Source organism: Nonomuraea sp. 3-1Str (assembly GCF_031570565.1).
Taxonomy (GTDB): Bacteria; Actinomycetota; Actinomycetes; order Streptosporangiales; family Streptosporangiaceae; genus Nonomuraea.
In genome coordinates, this window is record NZ_JALHBK010000020.1 from 15,009 (window position 1) to 34,961 (window position 19,953).

Here is a 19,953-nt window from a genome sequence, read left to right on the forward strand (position 1 = left end):
TGGACACTAAGGTGGTGCCGTGAGGGAACCACTCGTTTCGCGGATGCGCGCGTTCGGCACCACGATCTTCGCCGAGATGAGCGCGCTGGCCCTGCGTACGGGCTCGATCAACCTGGGGCAGGGATTCCCCGACACCGACGGGCCCGCCTCGATGCTGGAGGAGGCGGTGCGGGCCGTCAGGTCCGGCGCCAACCAGTACCCTCCCGGCCCCGGCGTGCCCGAGCTGCGGCAGGCCGTCTCGGAGCACCGGGCCGCCCACTACGGCCTCGGCTACGCCGCCGACGGCGAGGTGCTCGTGACGGTCGGCGCGACCGAGGCCATCGCGGCGGCCGTCCTGGCGCTGTGCGAGCCGGGCGACGAGGTCATCGCGTTCGAGCCGTACTACGACTCCTACGCCGCCTCGATCGCGCTGGCCCAGGCACGGCTGACCGCGGTGACGCTGCGCCCGGTCGAGGGGCGGTTCACCTTCGACCCCGCCGAGCTGCGCGCCGCCGTCACCCCGCGCACCCGCGCGATCCTGGTCAACTCCCCGCACAACCCGACGGGCACCGTGTTCACGCGCGAGGAGCTGACGGTCATCGCGGAGCTCTGCCAGGAGCGGGAGCTGATCGCGATCACCGACGAGGTGTACGAGCACCTGACGTTCGACGGGGTGGAGCACGTGCCGCTGGCGACGCTGCCCGGCATGCGCGAGCGCACGGTGATGATCTCCTCGGCGGGCAAGTCGTTCTCGGTCACGGGATGGAAGACCGGCTGGGTGTGCGCGCCGGTGGAGCTGGTGCGGGCGGTGACGACGGTCAAGCAGTTCCTGACGTTCACCGCGAGCGCGCCGTGGCAGCTCGCGGTCGCCCACGGCCTGCGTCACGAGCTGGCGTGGGTGGCGGAGCTGCGGGCCGGGCTCCAGCACAAGCGCGACCGGCTGATGGAGGGGCTGGCGGCGGCGGGGTTCGAGGTGCTGCGGCCCGCGGGCACGTACTTCGTGCAGACCGACATCCGGCCGCTGGGCTTCACCGACGGGCTGGAGCTGACGCGCCGGCTGCCGGAGCTGGCCGGCGTGGTCGCCATCCCGACGCAGGTCTTCTACGACCATCCGGAGCGGGGCGGCCACTTCGTCCGGTTCGCCTTCTGCAAGAAGGACGAGGTCATCGACGAGGCGGTCACCCGCCTCAAGCGGCTGTCATCCGGCTAGTTCTCCGCGTCGGTCGTCGTGTCGGTCGTCGTGCCGGGGCCCTCGACCGGGGCGAGGGCGGCGCCGGCCGTCTCGGGGTCGGCGCCGGTGGCCAGCATCAGGTCCACCACGATCGACCGGAGCTGGGCCACGATGACGTCGGCGGAGAAGCCGAGCCGCTCGGGCCGCTGCCGCCCGGCGGTCGCGGTGAGCGCCTGCCGGGTCAGGACGGGGTCGCGGCCCGCCGCCAGCTCCAGCTGCAGCAGCAGTGCCGCCTCCGACACCTCGCGCATGGAGGCGGCCAGCGAGACGGGCGGCGGGGTGGCCTCGCCCAGCGACGCCAGGGTGCGTCGGGCCAGCACCCGGGCGTTGCGCAGCGCGTGGTCGATCGGGACGGAGGCCTTCTGGTAGCGGGCGAGCCGGGTGCGGCGGTGCCAGTGCAGCGGGGAGACGAGGGCGACCTCCTTGCTGGTGACCAGCGCCTGTTGGAAGTCCTCGACGGTCGACTGGGTGCCGCGCCCCACGGCCAGCGCCTCGGCGGCCAGGTCGGCGTCGCCCCGCTCGATGGCGTCGGCCGCCCGTTCCAGGACCGTGGACAGCGCGTCGAGCACCGCGGAGGCGTGCCTGGCCGCGAGCGTGAACGGGCTGATCGGCAGCAGCGCCACCGCGGCGATGGCGATGACGCCTCCGGTCAGGGCGTCGAGCATCCGGTCGAGTCCGCCTCCGCCGGCTCCCGGCACGAGCGTGGCGACGAGCACCGCCGACGAGCCGGACTGGGCCACGAACAGCGGCGCGCCGTTCAGGAGCGTCGCCGTGCCCATGGCCAGGGCGACGACGAGGGCGAGCTGCCACGCGCCGGAGCCGATCCAGGCGACCAGCAGGTCGCCGACGCCGACGCCGAGGCTGACGCCGACCACCAGCTCGATCACACGGCGCAGCCGCTGGCCGAGGCCGACACCGAGACAGATGAGCACGGAGATGGGCGCGAAGAACGGCCGCGGATGGCCGAGCAGGTGGATGGCCGCCGTCCAGGCCAGCCCGGCGCCGACGGCCGACTGGACGATCGCCGGCCCCATGTGCCCGAACGCCGCCACCCGTTCCCGCATGTGATCGCCGAGCCTCGTTGCCACCCCTCCACCCTGGCGGATCTTTATGACATTACGGTCACGCCACGCACCGTAGAAGATACCCACCCGTAATCCATCTTCCCCGGCATTCACTCCGTCAGGGGACGTACACGTGGCCGGTGCGCCCTATCGTCGTGTGCGTGGAACCAAGGAGCCGGGAGGGCACCCGCAGGCGCATTCTCGACGCGGCCTGCCGCCTGTTCGCCGAGCACGGGTACGACGAGGTGACCATGCGCATGCTGGGCGCCGCGGCGAACGCCAACATCGCCCTCATCAACCGGTATTTCGGCTCCAAGAAGGAGCTGTTCGCCGAGGTCCTGGCGCAGCAGGGGCGCTTCCCCGGTGTGCTGGACGAGGGAGAGGACCTGGCCGTGCGGCTGGCCGAGTACGTGGCCGACCGGCTCGCCGCCGAGGGCGACAGCCCCGTCCTGGCCACGCTGGAGCGCTCGGCGTCCAGCCCGCAGATCCGCGAGCTGGCCCACGACCGGGTCCGCACGGCGATCCTGGAGCCGCTGAGGACCAGGCTGGGTGGCGACGAGGCCGAACTGCGCGCCTCGCTCGCCACGGTGATCGTCCTGGGGAGCGGGCGGTTCCGCCACCTGTTCGGGCCGATCACGCCCGGGACGCGCGAGGAGGTGGTCAGCCGGCTGACCCAGGTGTTCCGTGCCTGCCTGAGCTGACGCGGCCCATCTCCACGTACGCCGTCACGCGCCCGGCTCGGCCAGGAAGTCGTCCACCGCGCGCAGGAACTCCCGCCGCGCCGAGACGTGCACGAGGTGCCCGGCCTCGATCGTGACCAGGCGGGCGCCCGGGATCAGCTCGGCCACCAGCTCCGAACGGAACGGGCTCGCCGTCCCGCCCGACAGCACCAGGGCCGGCGCCGCGATCCCTCGCAGCGCGTCGCGCCAGGCCGGGTCCGGGGTGACGAGCTGCCGCTCCGTCTCGTGCACCATCCGCCAGTCGAACCCCGTCGAGTCGTCCTCCTCGACCGGCGCGCGGCCCTGGAGCGGGTACGGCTGCGGCGGGTCCTCCAGCACCAGCCGCCCCACCAGCCCGGGATGGCGGATGGTCAGCAGGCACGCGACGACCCCGCCCAGCGAATGGCCCACGACCACGGCGCTGCCGATCCCCAGGTGCTGGATCAGGGCCGCGACGTCGTCGGCCATGTCGGGGACGGCGTAGGAGCCGGGGTGCTCGCTGGCTCCGTGGCCGCGCAGGTCGGGCGCGATGACGTGATGGCGGGCGGCGAAGTGCTGGGTGATGCCGTTCCAGTCGTTGTGGTCGGCGGTGCGCCCGTGCAGGAGCACGAGCGCGGGGGACGTGGGATCACCCTCCTCGCGGAAGGACAGCTTGACTCCGTTGACGGCCGCTTCACGCATCACAGCCGCGACCTTACCGCCCGCCCCGCCCTCCACCCGGCCGTCCCGAGATGTTCAGACATTGGCAGATATTGGCGGATATTGCCCATGAAGGGGCGGTGCGGCAGTGAGTAGCGTCGCCAGGGACGGACCGGCGGGTTTGGCCTGATGTTTGCGCGGGCCGAAGACGCGCCCGCCGGGCGGCCGGGTATCTCGCCCCGGGAAAGCGACCGGGGCAGGGGTGGAGAAGGGGCGACCAATGCCGGATCCGACAGAAGTGCGCAAGGTGCCGATCGAGAGCGTGACCGACGCCTCCGGCCTGGAACGGCTCATCGACGCCGGCGTCATCGAGGCGCACCGGGTGCTGGCCGTCGTCGGCAAGACCGAGGGCAACGGCGGCGTGAACGACTACACCCGCATCCTCGCCGACCGCGCCTTCCGTGACGTGCTGGCGGCCAAGGGCCACCCGGCCCCCGAGACCGTACCCCTGGTGTGGTCCGGAGGCACCGACGGCGTCCTCAGCCCGCACGCCACGATCTTCGCCACCCTCGACCCGGCCGCGGCCGTCCCGTCGGACGAGCCGCGCGTGTCCGTCGGCGTCGCGATGAGCGACGTGATCCTGCCGGAGGACATCGGCCGCCCCGCCATGGTGGAGAAGGTCGCGGCGGGTGTCCGGGAGGCCATGAAGATCGCCGGCATCGACGACCCGCGCGACGTGCACTACGTCCAGACCAAGACCCCGCTGCTCACCCTCGCCACCATCACGGAGGCGAGGAGCCGCGGCCAGGACACGGCCATCGAGGAGACCGGCCCGTCCATGGACCTGTCGAACTCCACCACCGCCCTCGGCATCGCCGTCGCCCTCGGCGAGATCGAGCCGCCCCGGGCCGACCAGATCCACAAGGACCTGTCCCTGTACTCGTCGGTCGCCTCCTGCTCCTCGGGGGTGGAGCTGGACCGCGCCCAGATCGTGCTGGTCGGCAACGTACGGGGGATCGGCGGCCGCTACCGGATCGGCCACAGCGTCATGAAGGACGCCCTGGACGCCGACGGCATCTGGGCGGCGATCCGTGACTCCGGTCTGGCGCTGCCCGACCGCCCGCACCCCTCCGACCTGGGCGACCGCCTGGTGAACGTCTTCATGAAGTGCGAGGCCGACCCCTCGGGCCGGGTACGTGGCAGGCGCAACATCATGCTGGACGACTCCGACGTCCACTGGCACCGGCAGATCAAGGCGGCGGTGGGCGGGGTGGCGGCCTCGGTGACGGGCGACCCGGCGGTGTTCGTCTCGGTCGCCGCCGTCCACCAGGGCCCCTCGGGCGGCGGCCCGGTCGCGGCCATCACCCGCCACTGACGACGAATCCTCCCGGCGTGGTCAGCCTGTGATCAGGGCCTGGGGCTTCCTGAGCGGCTGGGTTGACATCTGAAATGGGCATTCCATATCTTTAAGTGGAACGCATATTTCAGTACCACGAGCTGGGAGAGGCTCCATGCATGCGCTGCTCAGCGCCCCCGACACCGCCACGGGTGTGCGCTCAGGCCAGGCCCCGGAGCCGGTCCCGCAGGCCGGCGACGTGGTGATCGAGGTGGAGTGTTTCACCCTGGTCGCCCGCAACCTCGACCACGCGGCCACGTTGCCGCCGGGGAGCATCCCGGGATTCGACGCGGTGGGCGTGGTGCGGCGGGCGGCCGACGACGGCACCGGTCCCGCGCCGGGCACCCGGGTGGCCACACTGGCGACGGGGAACGCCTGGGCGCAGCTGCGTGCCGTACCCACGCACGAGCTGGCGATCGTGCCGCAGCGGGTCGACCCCGGCCAGGCCGGCGTCCTGCTGGTGCCGGGGTGAGCGCGCTGCGGGCCATCCGGCGGCTGGGCGCCCTGACCGGCCGCCGCCTGCTGGTCACCGGAGCCGCGGGCGCGGTCGGACACTTCGCCGTTCAGCTGGGCCGGCTCGCCGGCGCGCACGTCATCGCCGCGGTACGTGATCACGGCAGCCAGGAGCGGCTGGTGGCCCTGGGCGCCGACGAGGTGGTCACCGGGCTGGACCAGGTGTCCGCGCCTGTGCACGGCGTGATCGACTCGGTCGGCGGCCCGGCGCTGGCACAGGCCTTCGACCTGCTGGCCGAGGACGGCCTCATCCAGCAGGTGGGCGCGAGCTCGGGGCAGCCGACCACGTTCGTCCCGTACCAGCTGGTCGGGCGGCGGCGCGCCATCGAGGGATTCTGGGCCGGCGACCGGTTCGGGCCCGACCTGGCCTATCTGCTGGACCTGCTCGCGGACGGGCGGCTCGCCCCGTTGGACGGCGAACGCGCCGAGTGGGGCGACATCGACGCGATCGCCCGGCGGCTGCGGGCGGATGACGGCCCCCCGCCGGATGGTGGTGACTCTTCGTCATGATCTCTCCGCCCGGCCCGATGCCGACCGCTGAGCCGGCCTGTTTCTCCCGCACCTTCTCCCGCACCTTCTTTCGCACCGGCCGGTGTTCCCCGCGTGCGTCATCGACGACGACACCTTTGGAGTGGCAGTGAGCAAGAACGTTCTGATCTCGGGGGCCGGCATCGCCGGGCAGACCCTGGCCTACTGGCTGACCAGGCACGGTTTCCGGAGCACGGTGGTCGAGCGGACGTCCGGGCTGCGGGTCGGCGGCCAAGGCGTGGACGTGCGCGACCAGGCGCTGGACGTGGTCGAGCGCATGGGCGTCCTGCCGCGGATCCGGGCGGCGGTGGCCGATGTGCGCGAGCTGCGGTTCGTGGACGCCGCGGGGCAGCGGGTGGCCGGCGTGCAGCTCGCGAACGACATCGAGATCATGCGCGGTGACCTCGTGGAGATCCTGCACGACGTGACCAAGGACGACGTCGACTACGTCTTCGGAGACTCGATCAGGAGCCTGGCGCAGGACTCCGACGGCGTGACGGTCGGCTTCCACAGCGGCGGCACCGGCCGGTTCGACCTGGTCATCGGCGCGGACGGCCTGCATTCCGACGTACGGCGCCTGGCCTTCGGGCCGGAGTCGGACTTCCTCGACTACAAGGGCTACTACTTCGCCTTCGGCGACGCCGATGCCGCCCTCGGCGTGGACCGTACGATCACGATGTTCAACACGCCGGGCAAGATGGTGGGGATCTACCGCTCGGGCAACCACGCCCAGGCCAAGGCGTACTTCATGTTCCGGCGTCCGGAGCCGATGGACTACGACCACCACGACCTGGGCGAGCAGCGCCGGTTGCTGAAGGAGAGCTTCGCCGGCGAGACCTCGTGGCGGGCGCCGCAGCTCCTCGACGGCGCGCTGGCCGACCCCGGCCTCTACTTCGACGCCCTGAGCCAGGTGCGCATGCCGTCGTGGTCGGCCGGCCGGGTGGCCCTCGTGGGCGACGCCGCCTACTGCGCCTCCCCCACCTCGGGGGCCGGGGCTGAGCTGGCCCTGACCGGCGCCTACCTGCTCGCCACGGAGCTGGCGGCCGGAGAAGACCACCGGCAGGCCTTCCGCCGTTACGAGGAGAAGCACCGCGAGCTGGTCGACGTCAAGGTACAGATCAGCGACAACCTGGGCATGATGGTGCCGGAGACCCAGGACGACATCCAGGCCAGGAACGCCGCGCTCACAGCGATCCAGTGAGCCGCTCGGGCGCCGGAGCCGGTGGAGGGCGGGCGGGTGTGTTCGGGCGCCGGCCGGGGGCGAGGGTAGTGTCGGGCACTGTGCCGACCATCCCGCGACCTCTCGACCCGGACGACGACGGACGCGCCGCGCCCGCGCTGGCCGCCGCGCTCGCCTCCTACCAGGACGGCACGGCAGGCCCGGCCGACGTGCTGGCCGTGCTCACCGGGGCCCGGCTCCTGGTCCCCGTCGTCGCCCTGCTGACCGAGTCCGAGGTCGGCGAGCACGGGCTGCGGCAGGAGAAGGAGAGCGAGATGGCGCTGCCCAAGCTCGTCGGCAAGGACGGCAGGCAGGCCGTGCTGGCGTTCACGGGCACGGACGCGCTGGCGCGGTGGCGGCCCGACGCCCGGCCGGTGCAGGCCAGCACTCCGCAGGTGTGCCAGGCGGCGGCCCACGAGCAGGCGGCGGCCGTGGTCGTGGACGTCGCGGGGCCGGTGCCGTTCGTGATCGAGGGCGAGGTGCTGGAGGCGCTGGCCGCGGTCGCGTCGGGCACGCTCGACCGGCTCGCGGGCGCGACGGTGGCCCGCGTGCGACCGGCCCCTCGCCGGCGCCGCTGGTTCTCCCGCAAACAGACCTGACGTTCCGGCCCGCCGGGCGGCCGATGTCGCCGCCCGCACACCTGGCGTCTCCGTCCGCCCGCACTGATGTCGCAGCCCGCTCGCTGACCGGCCCCGTCCGCCTGCCGGCTGTCGTGGGGACGTCCGGTGGTTATCGCGTCCGGTGGTTATCGCGTCCGGTGCCGGCCGAGTCCGTCAACCTGGCCGCGCGAGACCCGGTCGCCGCACTAGGGTCGGCCTGTGGCGGTCCTGGTGGCACTGGCGGCGTTGGCCGGGCTCCTCTCCGGCCGCTACGTCCGCGTCCTGGCCGGAGGCTTCACCGACGCCGATCCCGACGCGGATCCCCGTGCCGCTCCGGACGCCGTTCCGCATGCCGATCCCGACGCCGATCCCCATGCCGCTCCTGACGCGGACTCCCGCACGGGCACCCGTGCCGTCCCCGGCCTGGACGTCCGTGCCGAGGCGCGGGCGGCGTTCGGCCGTGCCCTGCGCACCTGGCCCGTCCCCGCCTGGCCGCCGACCGTGGAGGTCGCCACCGCCGCCGTCGCCGCCCTGGTCGCCTGGCGTGCCGGGCTGCCGTACGTCTACCTCGCCGTCGCCGGCACCGCCCTCGCGCTGATCGACTGGCGCACCTCCCGGCTGCCCGACGCGATCACCCTGCCCTCGTACCCGCTGCTGGCCCTCAGCCTGCTGCCCACCGGAGAGGTGCCGCGCGCCCTGCTGGGCGCCGCGGCGCTCGCGGCCGTGTACGGCGTGCTGTGGCTGGTCAGGCCGGCCGCGATGGGGCTCGGCGACGTGAAGCTGGCCGGGCTCATCGGCATGGCCGCCGCCGCGCGGGGCTGGGAGGCGTGGGCCGTGGCCGCCGTCGCCGGGCAGCTCCTCGGCGCCCTGTACGCCCTCGCGCTCCTCCTCACCAGGCGGGCCACCCGCGACACCCAGTTCCCGCTGGGGCCGTTCATGCTGCTCGGCGCCCTGGTGGCCGTCTGCCTCGAAGGATGAGCGGACAAACGGCGGATCCAGGGCGGATCGGGTGGGTGCGCGTCTCGGCTGGTGAACGGTGGGCCATCCCACTGGGCGGGACGTGGAAGACTTGGACGCATGTTGCGCTGGTTGACCGCCGGAGAGTCTCACGGGCCGGAGCTCGTTGCCGTCATGGAGGGCCTGCCGGCCGGGGTCGAGGTGACCACGGCCGCCATCGACGAGGCGCTGCGCCGCCGCCGCCTCGGCTATGGGCGCGGCGCCCGGATGAAGTTCGAGCAGGACCAGGTGACGATCGCCGGCGGCGTCCGCCACGGCCGCACCATGGGCAGCCCGATCGCCGTGCGCGTCGGCAACACCGAGTGGCCCAAGTGGGAGAAGGTCATGGCGGCCGACCCCGTCGACCCGGCCGAGCTGGAGGGGCTGGCGCGCAACGCGCCGCGCTCGCGGCCCCGTCCCGGCCACGCCGACCTGGCGGGCATGCAGAAGTACGGCTTCGACGACGCGCGGCAGGTCCTCGACCGGGCCAGTGCCCGCGAGACGGCGGCCCGGGTGGCACTGGGCGAGGTGGCCAGGCGCTTCCTCAAGCAGGCGCTCGGCGTCGACATCCTCAGCCACGTCACCGAGATCGGCGGCGCCAGGACACCGGCCGAGACCCTGCCCGGCCCGGGCGACCTGGCCCGGATCGACGACGACCCGGTCAGGTGCGCCGACCCCGAGGGCAGCGCCGCCATGGTGGCCGTCATCGACCAGGCCCACAAGGACGGCGACACGCTCGGCGGCGTCGTCGAGGTGCTCGCCTACGGCCTGCCGCCCGGCCTGGGCAGCTACACCCACTGGGACCGCCGCCTCGACTCCCGCCTGGCCGCCGCGCTCATGGGCATCCAGGCGATCAAGGGCGTGGCGGTCGGCGACGGGTTCGAGACGGCCCGCCGCCCCGGCTCCCGCGCCCACGACGAGATCGAGTACACGACCGAGGACGGCGTCAGGCGCATCACCAACCGCGCCGGCGGCGTCGAGGGCGGCATGACCAACGGCGAGGTCCTGCGGGTCAGCGCCGCCATGAAGCCGATCTCCACCGTGCCGCGGGCGCTGGCCACGATCGACGTCAAGACCGGCGAGGCCGCCAAGGCCCACCACGAGCGCTCCGACGTGTGCGCGGTCCCGGCCGCGGGCGTCGTGGCCGAGGCGATGGTCGCGCTGGTGCTGGCCGACGCCGCGCTCGAGAAGTTCGGCGGCGACTCCGTCGAGGAAGTCGCCCGTAACCTGTCCGGCTACCTCTCCTCCATGGTGATCAAGTGACCAGAGCCGTGCTGATCGGACCGCCCGGGTCCGGCAAGACCACCCTCGGCCGGCTGCTCGCCGAGCGGCTCGGCGTCGCCTTCCGCGACACCGACGCCGACGTGGAGGCCGTCGCCGGCAAGTCCGTCGCCGACATCTTCGTCGAGGACGGTGAGGAGCGTTTCCGCCAGCTGGAGCACGCCGCCGTCCGGCGGGCGCTGGCCGAGCACGACGGCGTGCTGTCGCTCGGCGGCGGCGCCGTCCTCAACGAGGAGACGCAGGCGCTGCTCGCCGGCCACCCCGTCGTCTACCTCCAGGTGGGGCTGGCCGACGCGGTGCAGCGGGTCGGCCTGGCCTCGGCCAGGCCGCTGCTCGTGCTCAACCCGCGCAGCCGGCTCAAGAAGCTCATGGAGGAGCGGCGGCCCGTCTACGAGCGGCTCGCCGTCCTGACCGTCGTCACCGACCAGCGCGCCCCTGAGGAGCTGGCCGACGAGATCCTGAAGGGGCTCGCCTCATGACCGCGACGAGGATCACCGTGCGCGGCGACAGCCCGTACGACGTGGTGGTCGGCACCGGCGTGCTGAGCGAGCTGCCGGGGCTGCTCAAGCCGGGGGTGCGCACGGTCGCGGTGGTCCACCCGGCCGGGCTGCCGGAGATCGCCCGTCCGGTGTGCGCGTCGCTGTCGGACGCCGGGTTCGACGTGGTGGCGCTGCCCGTGCCCGACGGCGAGCAGGCCAAGACCGTCGAGGTGGCGGCGCAGCTGTGGTCGGCGTTCGGCCGCTACGGCGTCACCCGCTCCGACGCCGTGGTGGGCGTCGGGGGCGGGGCCACGACCGACCTGGCCGGGTTCGTGGCGGCCACGTGGCTGCGCGGCCTCCAGGTGGTGCTGGTCCCGACGACGCTGCTCGCGATGGTCGACGCCGCCGTCGGCGGCAAGAACGGCATCGACACGCCCGAGGGCAAGAACCTCGTCGGGACGTTCCTGCCGCCCGCGGGCGTGCTGTGCGACCTGGCGACGCTGGGGAGCATGCCGCGGGCCGACTACGTGGCGGGGCTCGCGGAGATCATCAAGGGCGGGTTCATCGCCGACCCGGTCATCCTCGACCTCATCGAGCAGGACCCCGCCGACGCCACCCGTCCCGAGGGCCGCCACACGCGCGAGCTGATCGAGCGCAAGATCCAGGTCAAGGCCGACGTCGTGGGCGCCGACCTGCGCGAGGCCGGGCTGCGCGAGATCCTCAACTACGGCCACACGCTCGGCCACGCCATCGAGCGGGCCGAGCAGTACCACATGCGCCACGGCGAGGCCGTGGCGATCGGCATGGTGTACGCGGCCGAGCTGTCCCGGCTCGACGGCCGGGTCGGCGCCGACCTGGTCGAGCGCACCCGTTCCGTGCTCACCGCCGTCGGCCTGCCCACGGCCTACCGCGCCGACGCCTGGCCGCGCCTGCGCGACCACATGCGGCTGGACAAGAAGAACCGCGGCGCCAAGCAGCGCTTCGTGGTCCTCGACGGGCTGGCCAAGCCGGGCCGCCTGGAGGACCCGTCCGAGGAGCTGCTCGAAGCCGCCTACCAGGAGATCTCCCACTGAGACCGTCATGAGACATTACGGCTCCTTCGTCGCGCTCGGCGACAGCTTCACCGAAGGCCTCAACGACCCGGGCCACGACGGCCACTACCGCGGCTGGGCCGACCGGGTCGCCGAGCGCCTGGCCGCCGACGACCCGTCGTTCCGTTACGCCAACCTCGCGGTCCGCGGCAAGCTGCTCGGGCAGATCGTCGAGCAGCAGGTGCCCCTGGCCGTGCAGATGGCGCCCGACCTGGTCAGCCTGTGCGCCGGGGGCAACGACCTGCTGCGGCCGGGCAGCGACCCGGACGTCATGGCCAAGACCCTGGCCGGGGCCGTGCGCGACCTGCGGGCGAGCGGGGCCGACGTGCTGCTGTTCACCGGCGTCGACCCGCGCGACACGCCGCTGATGCGCCGCCTGCGCGGCCGCTTCGCCATCTTCTACCTGCACATCCGCTCGATCGCCGACCTGTACGGCTGCAAGCTGGTCGACCAGTGGTCCATGCAGGGTCTGCGCGACTGGCGCGCCTGGAGCGACGACCGGCTGCACATGAACGAGGACGGCCACCGGCTGGTCGCGGCCCGGGTGCTGGACGTGCTGGGGGTGCCGTTCGACGACTGGCGCAAGACGTGGCCGGAGCGGACGACGGACCCCCGGGCCAGGCGGCGCGAGGACGCGCAGTGGATCCGCGAGCACCTGGTGCCCTGGGTGAGCCGGCGACTGCGCGGCACCTCCTCGGGCGACGGCCTCGATCCCAAGCGCCCGGACCTCGCGCCCTGGGAGCACTGACACCTGCCACGGCACGCAGGTCGGACCGGCTCACGCGCTCGCGAGCTTGCCCTGGGCCTCCGCCGAGAGGTCCTGCCAGTCGGCCCAGGTCTTGAGCCGGTCGGCGTAGGCCTGCTGGAGCATCGGGTAGAAGCCCAGGCCGAAGAGCACGCGCAGGGGCGGGGCGTCGGAGTCGACGATCTTGAGGAGGGCCTGGGCGGCGGCGGCCGGGTCGCCGGCGGGCTGGTTTCCCACCATGTCCGCGAGGCGCCGGCGGAGGCCGTCGTAGACCGGGTTGGTCTCGGCCAGGTGACCGTTGTTGAGGGGATCGGGGTTCTTGCCGGACCTGGTGGCGAAGCCGCCGGGCTCGATGATGGTCACCTTGATGCCGAAGTCGGCGACCTCGTGCGCGAGGGCCTCATTCAGGCCCTCCAGGGCCCACTTGGAGGCGTGGTACGCGCCGCCGAGCGGCATGGCGATGAGCCCGGCGGCGGAGGACAGCTGGACGATGTGCCCCGAGTGCTGCTCGCGCAGGTAGGGCAGCGCGGCCTGCACGACCCACACCGCGCCGAACACGTTGGTCTCCAGCTGGTCGCGCAGCTGCTGCTCGGTCAGCTCCTCGATCGCGCCGACCTGGGCGTAGCCGGCGTTGTTCACGACGACGTCGAGACGGCCGAAGTGCTCCTTGGCCCGCTTGACGCCCTCGAAGACGGCGGCCTTGTCGGTCACGTCCATCTGGAGCGGGAGCACCGCGTCGCCGTAGGCGGCGACCAGCTCGTCGAAGCCGTCGGTGCTCCGGGCGGTCGCGGCCACCTTGTCGCCGCGTGACAGCGCGGCCTCGACGAAGTCACGGCCGAGGCCGCGGGACGAGCCGGTGACGAGCCAGACCTTGCTCATGATGTCTTTCCGTTCCTTCTGCGGTGCCGCGCGGGTCGTCCACGCGGCGTCCTGACGACCATGAGGCGCCGGCGACCCGGACTTTGTGACAGGGCGGTCATGTGACATACACCACCGATCGCGGGTGTCACACCGCGGTGGGGGCCGGCGTCTTATGCGTGGAGCACAGTGGAGAGCGACGTTGAGAGCATGTTGAGAGCAAGAGGCGGGAGCCGGTCATGAACGAGCGCAGCGAGCCGACGACGGGCGCGGCCGGGTCGCTCGCCGGTGGCGGCCGGACGGACACCGCCACCGAGGCGTTCGTCGCGCACCGCAACCTGCTCTTCACCGTGGCCTACGAGATGCTCGGATCGGTGGCCGACGCCGAGGACGTCCTGCAGGAAACCTGGCTGCGGTGGATGAAGGTCGACGTGGAGCAGGTGCACGACGAGCGCGCCTACCTGGTGCGGATCACGACCCGGCGGTCGCTCGACCGGCTGCGCACCATGAAGCGCCGCAAGGAGGCGTACGTCGGCCCCTGGCTGCCCGAGCCGCTGCTCACCGCGCCGGACGTGGCCGAGGACGTCGAGCTCGCCGAGAGCGTGTCGATGGCGCTCATGCTCGTCCTCGAGACGCTGTCGCCCACCGAGCGTGTCGTCTTCGTGCTGCGCGAGGCCTTCGACGTCGGCTACGACGAGATCGCGGACGCCGTCGGCAAGAGCCCCGCGGCCGTCCGGCAGATCGCGCACCGCGCCCGCCGGCACGTCGACGCCCGCCGCCCCCGCGAGGTGGTCTCCCCGGACCAGGCCCGGGCGGCTCTGGAGTCGTTCCAGCGCGCGCTCGAGACCAGGGACCTGCAGGGCCTCCTTGACGTGCTCGCCTCCGAGGTCGTCCTGGTGAGCGACGGCGGCGGCGTCAAGCAGGCCGCGGCGCGGCCGATCGTCGGGGCCGGCAAGGTGGCCCGCTTCATCGTCGGCGGCGTCGGCAAGGCCGAAGTCGCGCTCACCGCCGACCACACGATGGTCAACGGCAACCCGGCACTCCTCCTCCGCGCGGACGGCGAGATCGACGGCGTCATAGCGATCCGGGTCGAGAGCGGCCGCATCACCGGCCTCTACTACGTCCGCAACCCGGAGAAGCTGACCCGCATCGAATCCGAGATCCCCCTCACCCTGCGATGAACACCGGCGACGAGCCGGCCCGCGGCCTCGAAGCGATCCGGGCTCGTCGGTGGCGCAACGAACTCAGCCAGATCCATCACTGGGAGGTCATTCATGACGAAGAGCGTGGCCGGCGACCTCGCCGGCCTGGAGTTGCCGGTCGAGCGTGGCTGCCCGTTCGCCCCGCCCGCCGAGTACGAGCGGCTCCGCGAGCGGGCGCCGATCAGCAAGGTCCGCCTGGTGAACGGCGGCGAGGCATGGTGGGTGTCCGGGTATGAGGCAGGCCGTGCCATACTCGCCGACCGCCGCTTCTCCTCCGACCGGCGCAAGGACGGCTTCCCGATCTTCAACGTCGACGCGGCGACCCTGCAGCAGATCCGCAGCCAGCCGCCGTTGATGATCGGCATGGACGGCGCGGAACACTCCGCGGCCCGGCGTCCGGTGATCGGCGAGTTCACCGTGAAGCGGCTGGCCGCGCTGCGCCCGCGCATCCAGGGCATCGTCGACCGGTTCGTCGATGACATGCTCGCCACCGACCGGCGCCCGGTCGACCTGGTGCAGGCGCTGTCCCTGCCGGTGCCCTCGCTGGTGATCTGCGAGCTGCTCGGCGTGCCCTACACCGATCACGACTACTTCCAGAGCCGCACCACCGTGGCGGTACGCCGGACCTCGTCGCCGCAGGACCGCCAGCGGGCCTTCGCCGAACTTCGCGCCTACATCGACGACCTGATCAGCCGCAAGGAGTCCGAACCCGGCGAGGACCTGTTCAGCCGGCAGATCGCCCGGCAACGCCAGGAGGGCGCCCTCGATCACGAGGGCCTGGTGAGCCTGGCCTTCCTGCTGCTGACCGCCGGACACGAGACCACGGCGAACATGATCTCGCTCGGCGTGATCGGGCTGCTCACCCACCCGGAGCAACTGGCCCTGATCACGGCCGACCCGGGCAGGACGCCCATGGCCGTGGAGGAGCTGCTGCGCTACTTCACCATCACCGACACGGTCGTCTCCCGGGTGGCCACCGAGGACGCGCAGATCGGCGGGGTCAGCATCGCGGCCGGCGAGGGCGTCGTCGTCTCCAGCCTGTCGGCCGACTGGGACCCGGCGGCGTTCGAGAATCCGGCCGAACTGGATGTCGAGCGCGGGGCCCGCCACCACCTCGCCTTCGGCTTCGGCCCGCACCAGTGCCTCGGCCAGAACCTGGCCCGGATGGAGCTGCAGATCGTCTTCGACACGCTGTTCCGCCGCATCCCCACCCTGCGGCTCGCCGCGCCGGTCGAGGACCTGGCGTTCAAGGAGGACGCCGTCATCTACGGCGCCTACGAGCTCCCGGTCACCTGGTGAGGAGGACCTGAACGCCGGACGTCCGGTGGAGCGGATCGAACCTTGGGGCCAGGTCGGGACCGGGCGGCCGGGCGGGTCAGGAAGGGCGGGTCAGGACGGGTCCGTGGACAGGCGTTGGAGGGCGGCGCGGGGGACGGCCGGGTCGGTGGTGCGCCAGAACGGCGGCAGGGAGCCCAGCAGGAAGCCGCTGTAGCGGGCCGTGGCCAGCCGGGGGTCGAGCACCGCGATGACGCCCCTGTCGTTCTGCGAGCGCAGCAGCCGGCCCGTGCCCTGGGCCAGCAGCAGCGCGGCGTGGGTGGCGGCGACCGTCATGAACCCGTTGCCGCCCTTGGCCGCCACGTGCCGCTGCCGGGCCGAGGTCAGCGGGTCGTCCGGGCGCGGGAACGGCACCCGGTCGATGACCACCAGCCGCAGCGACGGCCCGGGCACGTCCACGCCCTGCCACAGTGACAGCGTGCCGAACAGGCAGGTCGGCTCGTCCTCGGCGAACTGCTTGACCAGCAGCATCGTCGAGTCGTCCCCCTGGCACAGCAGCGGGACGTCCAGCCGGTCACGCAGCGCCTCGGTGGCGGCCTTGGCGGCCCGCATGGAGGAGAACAGGCCCAGCGTCCGCCCGCCGGCCGCCTCGATGAGCTCGGCGATCTCGTCGACGTACGCCTCGGGCAGGCCGTCGCGGCCCGGCTGGGGGAGGTGCTTGGCGACGTACAGGATGCCCGAGCGCTGATGGTCGAACGGCGACCCGACGTCGATGCCCCGCCACTCGGCGGCCTTGGCGGCCCGCTTGTCGGCCGCCCCCGAGCCGCCCCCCGAGCCCGCCCCGGAGTCGCCCGCGGCTCCCGCCCCGGCGTCCGCGCCCGCGACCGTCGCGCCGGCGTCCGAGCCCGAGGCGCTCGGGCCGGCCAGCCCCCACTGGCGGGCCATGCCGTCGAAGGTGCCGCCGAGGGCCAGCGTGGCCGAGGTGAGCACCACCGTGCGGTCGCCGAACAGCCGCTCGCGCAGCATGCCGCCCACGCCCAGCGGGGCGACCCGCAGCGTGGGCGGGCGCCGGTCGGTGCCCGCGTCCAGCCAGACCACCTCGGCCCGGTCGCTCTCCGAGGCGTGGCCGTACGCCTCCAGCATCCGCACCGCCGTGTCGTGCACCTCGTCCAGCGCCGTGAACGCGGCCTTGCGCTGACCGGCGCGGTCGGGGTCGTCCTTGTCGCCGCCGCGCGGCCCGAGCGCCGTCAGGCAGCGCGCGGAGGCGTCGCGCACCAGCGCGAGCGTCATCCCGAGCACCTGCGGCAGCTCGTCGACGCGGCCCGCCGGTGCCGCCGCCAGCAGCGCCTTCAGGTCCTCGCCGGCCTCCATGAGCTGGTCGGCGACGGGCTGCTCGATGAGCCGCCCCACCCGTCGTACGGCCAGCATGACCGTGGTGTCGGACAGCTCGCCGGTCACCACCGACGTCACCCGGTCGACCAGCTCGTGGGCCTCGTCGACCACCACGGTGTCGTGCTCGGGCAGCACCGGCAGGTCGCCCATGGCGTCGATGGCGAGCAGCGCGTGGTTGGTGACGACCACGTCCACCTCGCCGGCGCGCGCCCGCGCCATCTCGGCGAAGCACTCGGCGCCGCTGGGGCAGCGGCTGGCGCCCAGGCACTCCTGCGCGCTGACGGAGAACTGCCGCCACGCCTGCTCGCTGACGCCCGGCACCAGCTCGTCGCGGTCGCCGGTCTCGGTCTCCTCGGCCCACTCCTGGATGCGCTGCACCATCCGGCCCGTGGCGCTGACCTCGCGCGGGTCGAACAGCTGGTCCTGCTCGTCCTCCTCGGGCCAGCCGGCGGTCGCCTTGTAACGGCACAGGTAGTTGCGACGGCCCTTGAGGATGGCGAACGTCGGCGCGTGCGGGAGCTCCTTGCCCAGCGCCTCGGACAGGCGCGGCAGGTCGCGGTCGACGAGCTGGCGCTGCAGCGCGATGGTGGCCGTGGAGATCACCACGGGCTTGTCGGCGTCCATCGCGTGCCGGATCGAGGGGACGAGGTACGCGAGCGACTTGCCGGTGCCCGTGCCGGCCTGGACGGCCAGGTGCTCCTTGTGGTCGATGGCCCGCTGGACCGCCTGGACCATGGTGATCTGGCCCTGCCGCTCGCTCCCTCCGACGGCGCTGACCGCGATGCTGAGCAGTTCGTCCACTGACGGGAGATGGGAGTCCGGCACGGCAGTAAACGCTACCCGCATTCGCGGGTGCCCGGCGCCGAACGCCGTGTGATCGGCCATGCGCATCCCGGCGTTCGCGGGACACACCCGGCGGGGCACGTGGCACACTGAACGACCGGGACGCCAACTGGTCTGCCTTATGTGACCAGATGGGTCCGGGATAAGAATGAGAAGTCCGGTTAAAGTAGGGTTATCCGGGGTTGAGTGGACGAATAAAGGCTGGTTAAAGCAGTATGTCTGCCATGTCGGAAGTTGTCCCGTTGCCGTCGTTCGGTGAAGTCTTCTTCGATGCCCGGGGTCAGGAGAGGTGCCTCCGGGTCACGTGGCACGAGGGCACACTGGTCCTCAGCCTCTGGCGGGGAGAGATGTGCACCGCCAGCTTCCGCATGCCGATGGAAGACGTAGGACGCCTGCTCGACACCCTCGACGAGGGCTTCGCGGAGGCCACCGGCGAGCAGCCGGCGGTGCCCGCCCACGACCCGGGCACCGAGGTGATCCCGGGCACCGGCCAGTACCAGCGCCCCCAGACCCTCCCGCCGGCGCCGGTCCAGCAGCAGCCCGAAGAGCGCCCGACGGCCACCCTCTCGCCCAGCGACGTGCTCGTCGCCCGCGGCACGCCGCCCCGCCAGGACAAGCTCGTCGCCTCCTACAGCGATCCGCCCGCCCAGCGCGACCCGTACGGCGACTCCTCCCCGTACGCGGACACCGCCGCCGGCCAGTACGGCGACCCGTCATCCGGTCAGTACGGCGACACCTCGCCCGGTCAGTACGGCGAGCGGGCGCCCTTCACCGGCCCCCAGTACTCCGACCCCCAGTACTCCGACCCGGGCACCGGACGCTCCTACGCCGCCCCGCAGCAGTACGCCGAGCCGCAGCGCTCCGAGCCGTTCACCGGCCCGCAGTACGTCGACGACACCCCGAGCGGCCCCCAGTACAGCCTCGATCCGGACCCCTTCTCCGGCCCGCACCCGGTCGCCGGTGAGCGCGGCTACCAGCTTCCCCGCGAACGCCAGGCGCCGCCGCACTCCACAGACCCGCTCGGCTTCCCGTCACAGGCGTCCGACCCCTACGCGGCCCGCACCCACGACAGGGCCGCCCAGGACCGGTACGTCCAGGACGACCGCGGCTACCAGGGGCGGAGTGCCGGCCAGGCCGCGGACACCGCAGCCGACCTCGGCGCCGCCGGCCTCGGCACGCCGATGCACGGCATCCCCGGCGCGGGCAGGCCCCGCTCCATGCCGCAGCGGGCCGCCGCCCGGCACACCGACCGCCCCGCTCAGGACCCGTACACCAGCGGCGACTCCTACCGCGTCGGCGACGGGTACGCGTCGCTGGACCGGCCGTCCCAGGACTACCAGGCCCAGGACTACCAGGCCCAGGACTACCCGTCCCAGGACAGCCGCCGGCAGGACCACCGCGCGCAGGACTACCGGCAGCAGGACCCCCAGGCCCAGGACTACCGGGCCCAGGAGTACCGGCAGCAGGACTATCCGGCACAGCACAACGGGGCCCGCGACTACGCCGGCCAGGACTACCCGGTCTACCCCCCGCCCACCGCCAACCCGGTGGACCCCCTGCTCGCCCTCGGCACCCCGGAGCCCGGCCACCAGTACCAGCAGCAGCCGGACGGCCAGCCGCTGTCGCGCCCGTACGTCGGTGACCCCATGTTCTCCACAGGCGAGCGCCTGCGTCCCGACCAGCAGTACGACGACCGGGACGACCGCCGCGACTGGTGACGGGCGGCCGTCCGGCGGGTGACCCGCGGCCCGGCCGTTCGCGAGGGCACGGCATGATGGATGCCGACCCTTCCCCCCGGCGTTCCGCGGCGGGAAGGTCGTCGCCGCGCGGGGCGAGTGCCCCGACCCCGTTGCCGAGGAGGGCCTGAAGTGTCCCATCGTCCCGCGACCTCCCCAGGCCGAGCC

At 73.0% G+C, this 19,953-nt stretch carries 19 protein-coding genes; 15 read left to right on the top strand and 4 right to left on the bottom strand.

What is annotated here, in order from left to right; translation table 11 throughout:
• Positions 1–19 precede the first annotated feature (19 nt).
• A complete protein-coding gene (locus MTP10_RS27710; RefSeq protein ID WP_310712627.1) occupies positions 20–1,189 on the top strand; it encodes a pyridoxal phosphate-dependent aminotransferase in 1,170 nt (389 codons plus the stop codon).
• Here the strand turns inward: MTP10_RS27710 and MTP10_RS27715 are convergent.
• Positions 1,186–2,298: an FUSC family protein gene (locus MTP10_RS27715; RefSeq protein ID WP_310712628.1), complete on the bottom strand. Its 1,113-nt coding sequence runs from the start codon at positions 2,296–2,298 to the stop codon at positions 1,186–1,188. The two genes, MTP10_RS27710 and MTP10_RS27715, sit on opposite strands and share 4 nt — an antisense overlap.
• Before the next feature lie 137 nt (positions 2,299–2,435).
• Here MTP10_RS27715 and MTP10_RS27720 point away from each other — a divergent pair, with 137 nt between their 5' ends.
• Positions 2,436–2,975, top strand: a complete 540-nt coding sequence (locus MTP10_RS27720) for a TetR family transcriptional regulator (protein ID WP_310712629.1) — start codon at positions 2,436–2,438, stop codon at positions 2,973–2,975.
• A 24-nt stretch (positions 2,976–2,999) separates the two neighbouring features.
• Here MTP10_RS27720 and MTP10_RS27725 read toward each other — a convergent pair whose 3' ends face one another.
• On the bottom strand, positions 3,000–3,674 hold the full coding sequence (locus MTP10_RS27725) for an alpha/beta hydrolase (protein WP_310712802.1): 675 nt from the start codon (positions 3,672–3,674) through the stop codon (positions 3,000–3,002).
• Between the two features lie 238 nt (positions 3,675–3,912).
• Here MTP10_RS27725 and MTP10_RS27730 point away from each other — a divergent pair, with 238 nt between their 5' ends.
• From MTP10_RS27730 to MTP10_RS27775, 10 genes are all read left to right on the top strand, one after another.
• Positions 3,913–5,007 carry a ring-opening amidohydrolase gene (locus MTP10_RS27730; protein ID WP_310712630.1) on the top strand — a complete coding sequence of 365 codons (1,095 nt, stop codon included), beginning with the start codon at positions 3,913–3,915 and terminating at the stop codon, positions 5,005–5,007.
• Positions 5,008–5,143: 136 nt separating this feature from the next.
• Positions 5,144–5,500, top strand: coding sequence for a hypothetical protein (locus MTP10_RS27735; RefSeq protein ID WP_310712631.1), 357 nt, complete (start codon positions 5,144–5,146; stop codon positions 5,498–5,500).
• Positions 5,497–6,051 (top strand): zinc-binding dehydrogenase, encoded by a 555-nt coding sequence (locus MTP10_RS27740; RefSeq protein ID WP_310712632.1) that lies wholly within the window; start codon positions 5,497–5,499, stop codon positions 6,049–6,051. Before MTP10_RS27735 ends, MTP10_RS27740 begins: the two co-directional genes overlap by 4 nt.
• A gap of 127 nt (positions 6,052–6,178) precedes the next feature.
• Positions 6,179–7,270, top strand: a complete 1,092-nt coding sequence (locus tag MTP10_RS27745; RefSeq protein WP_310712633.1) for an FAD-dependent monooxygenase — start codon at positions 6,179–6,181, stop codon at positions 7,268–7,270.
• Positions 7,271–7,350: 80 nt separating this feature from the next.
• Positions 7,351–7,887: an SseB family protein gene (locus MTP10_RS27750; protein WP_310712634.1), complete on the top strand. Its 537-nt coding sequence runs from the start codon at positions 7,351–7,353 to the stop codon at positions 7,885–7,887.
• A 219-nt stretch (positions 7,888–8,106) separates the two neighbouring features.
• The gene (locus tag MTP10_RS27755) at positions 8,107–8,865 is read left to right on the top strand and encodes a prepilin peptidase (RefSeq protein ID WP_310712635.1); all 759 of its coding nucleotides are present in this window, start codon (positions 8,107–8,109) and stop codon (positions 8,863–8,865) included.
• A gap of 99 nt (positions 8,866–8,964) precedes the next feature.
• A complete protein-coding gene (gene aroC / locus MTP10_RS27760; RefSeq protein WP_310712636.1) occupies positions 8,965–10,146 on the top strand; it encodes a chorismate synthase in 1,182 nt (393 codons plus the stop codon).
• Positions 10,143–10,643 carry a shikimate kinase gene (locus MTP10_RS27765; protein ID WP_310712637.1) on the top strand — a complete coding sequence of 167 codons (501 nt, stop codon included), beginning with the start codon at positions 10,143–10,145 and terminating at the stop codon, positions 10,641–10,643. The genes aroC and MTP10_RS27765 overlap by 4 nt, the downstream gene beginning before the upstream one ends.
• Positions 10,640–11,716, top strand: coding sequence for a 3-dehydroquinate synthase (gene aroB / locus MTP10_RS27770; protein ID WP_310712638.1), 1,077 nt, complete (start codon positions 10,640–10,642; stop codon positions 11,714–11,716). The genes MTP10_RS27765 and aroB overlap by 4 nt, the downstream gene beginning before the upstream one ends.
• 7 nt (positions 11,717–11,723) lie before the next feature.
• The gene (locus MTP10_RS27775; protein WP_310712639.1) at positions 11,724–12,482 is read left to right on the top strand and encodes an SGNH/GDSL hydrolase family protein; all 759 of its coding nucleotides are present in this window, start codon (positions 11,724–11,726) and stop codon (positions 12,480–12,482) included.
• A gap of 30 nt (positions 12,483–12,512) precedes the next feature.
• On the opposite strand, the gene MTP10_RS27780 is transcribed toward MTP10_RS27775, so the two are convergent.
• On the bottom strand, positions 12,513–13,358 hold the full coding sequence (locus MTP10_RS27780; protein WP_310712640.1) for an SDR family NAD(P)-dependent oxidoreductase: 846 nt from the start codon (positions 13,356–13,358) through the stop codon (positions 12,513–12,515).
• 218 nt (positions 13,359–13,576) lie between these two features.
• On the opposite strand from MTP10_RS27780, the gene MTP10_RS27785 reads away from it, so the two are divergent.
• Positions 13,577–14,518 (top strand): RNA polymerase sigma-70 factor, encoded by a 942-nt coding sequence (locus MTP10_RS27785; protein ID WP_310712641.1) that lies wholly within the window; start codon positions 13,577–13,579, stop codon positions 14,516–14,518.
• Positions 14,519–14,611: 93 nt separating this feature from the next.
• Positions 14,612–15,838, top strand: coding sequence for a cytochrome P450 (locus MTP10_RS27790; RefSeq protein WP_310712642.1), 1,227 nt, complete (start codon positions 14,612–14,614; stop codon positions 15,836–15,838).
• A gap of 90 nt (positions 15,839–15,928) precedes the next feature.
• On the opposite strand, the gene MTP10_RS27795 is transcribed toward MTP10_RS27790, so the two are convergent.
• Positions 15,929–18,052 (bottom strand): ATP-dependent DNA helicase, encoded by a 2,124-nt coding sequence (locus MTP10_RS27795; RefSeq protein WP_310712804.1) that lies wholly within the window; start codon positions 18,050–18,052, stop codon positions 15,929–15,931.
• Between the two features lie 371 nt (positions 18,053–18,423).
• On the opposite strand from MTP10_RS27795, the gene MTP10_RS27800 reads away from it, so the two are divergent.
• Positions 18,424–19,767 carry a hypothetical protein gene (locus tag MTP10_RS27800; protein ID WP_310712643.1) on the top strand — a complete coding sequence of 448 codons (1,344 nt, stop codon included), beginning with the start codon at positions 18,424–18,426 and terminating at the stop codon, positions 19,765–19,767.
• The last annotated feature ends 186 nt before the right edge of the window (positions 19,768–19,953 follow it).

Coding starts and splice junctions, on each gene's coding strand:
- MTP10_RS27725 (WP_310712802.1), bottom strand. CDS start 3,674: ATGCGTGAAGCGGCCGTCAACGGAGTCAAGCTGTCCTTCCGCGAGGAG.
- MTP10_RS27730 (WP_310712630.1), top strand. CDS start 3,913: ATGCCGGATCCGACAGAAGTGCGCAAGGTGCCGATCGAGAGCGTGACC.
- MTP10_RS27735 (WP_310712631.1), top strand. CDS start 5,144: ATGCATGCGCTGCTCAGCGCCCCCGACACCGCCACGGGTGTGCGCTCA.
- aroC (WP_310712636.1), top strand. CDS start 8,965: ATGTTGCGCTGGTTGACCGCCGGAGAGTCTCACGGGCCGGAGCTCGTT.
- aroB (WP_310712638.1), top strand. CDS start 10,640: ATGACCGCGACGAGGATCACCGTGCGCGGCGACAGCCCGTACGACGTG.
- MTP10_RS27775 (WP_310712639.1), top strand. CDS start 11,724: ATGAGACATTACGGCTCCTTCGTCGCGCTCGGCGACAGCTTCACCGAA.
- MTP10_RS27780 (WP_310712640.1), bottom strand. CDS start 13,358: ATGAGCAAGGTCTGGCTCGTCACCGGCTCGTCCCGCGGCCTCGGCCGT.
- MTP10_RS27785 (WP_310712641.1), top strand. CDS start 13,577: ATGAACGAGCGCAGCGAGCCGACGACGGGCGCGGCCGGGTCGCTCGCC.
- MTP10_RS27790 (WP_310712642.1), top strand. CDS start 14,612: ATGACGAAGAGCGTGGCCGGCGACCTCGCCGGCCTGGAGTTGCCGGTC.
- MTP10_RS27795 (WP_310712804.1), bottom strand. CDS start 18,052: ATGCGGGTAGCGTTTACTGCCGTGCCGGACTCCCATCTCCCGTCAGTG.
- MTP10_RS27800 (WP_310712643.1), top strand. CDS start 18,424: ATGGAAGACGTAGGACGCCTGCTCGACACCCTCGACGAGGGCTTCGCG.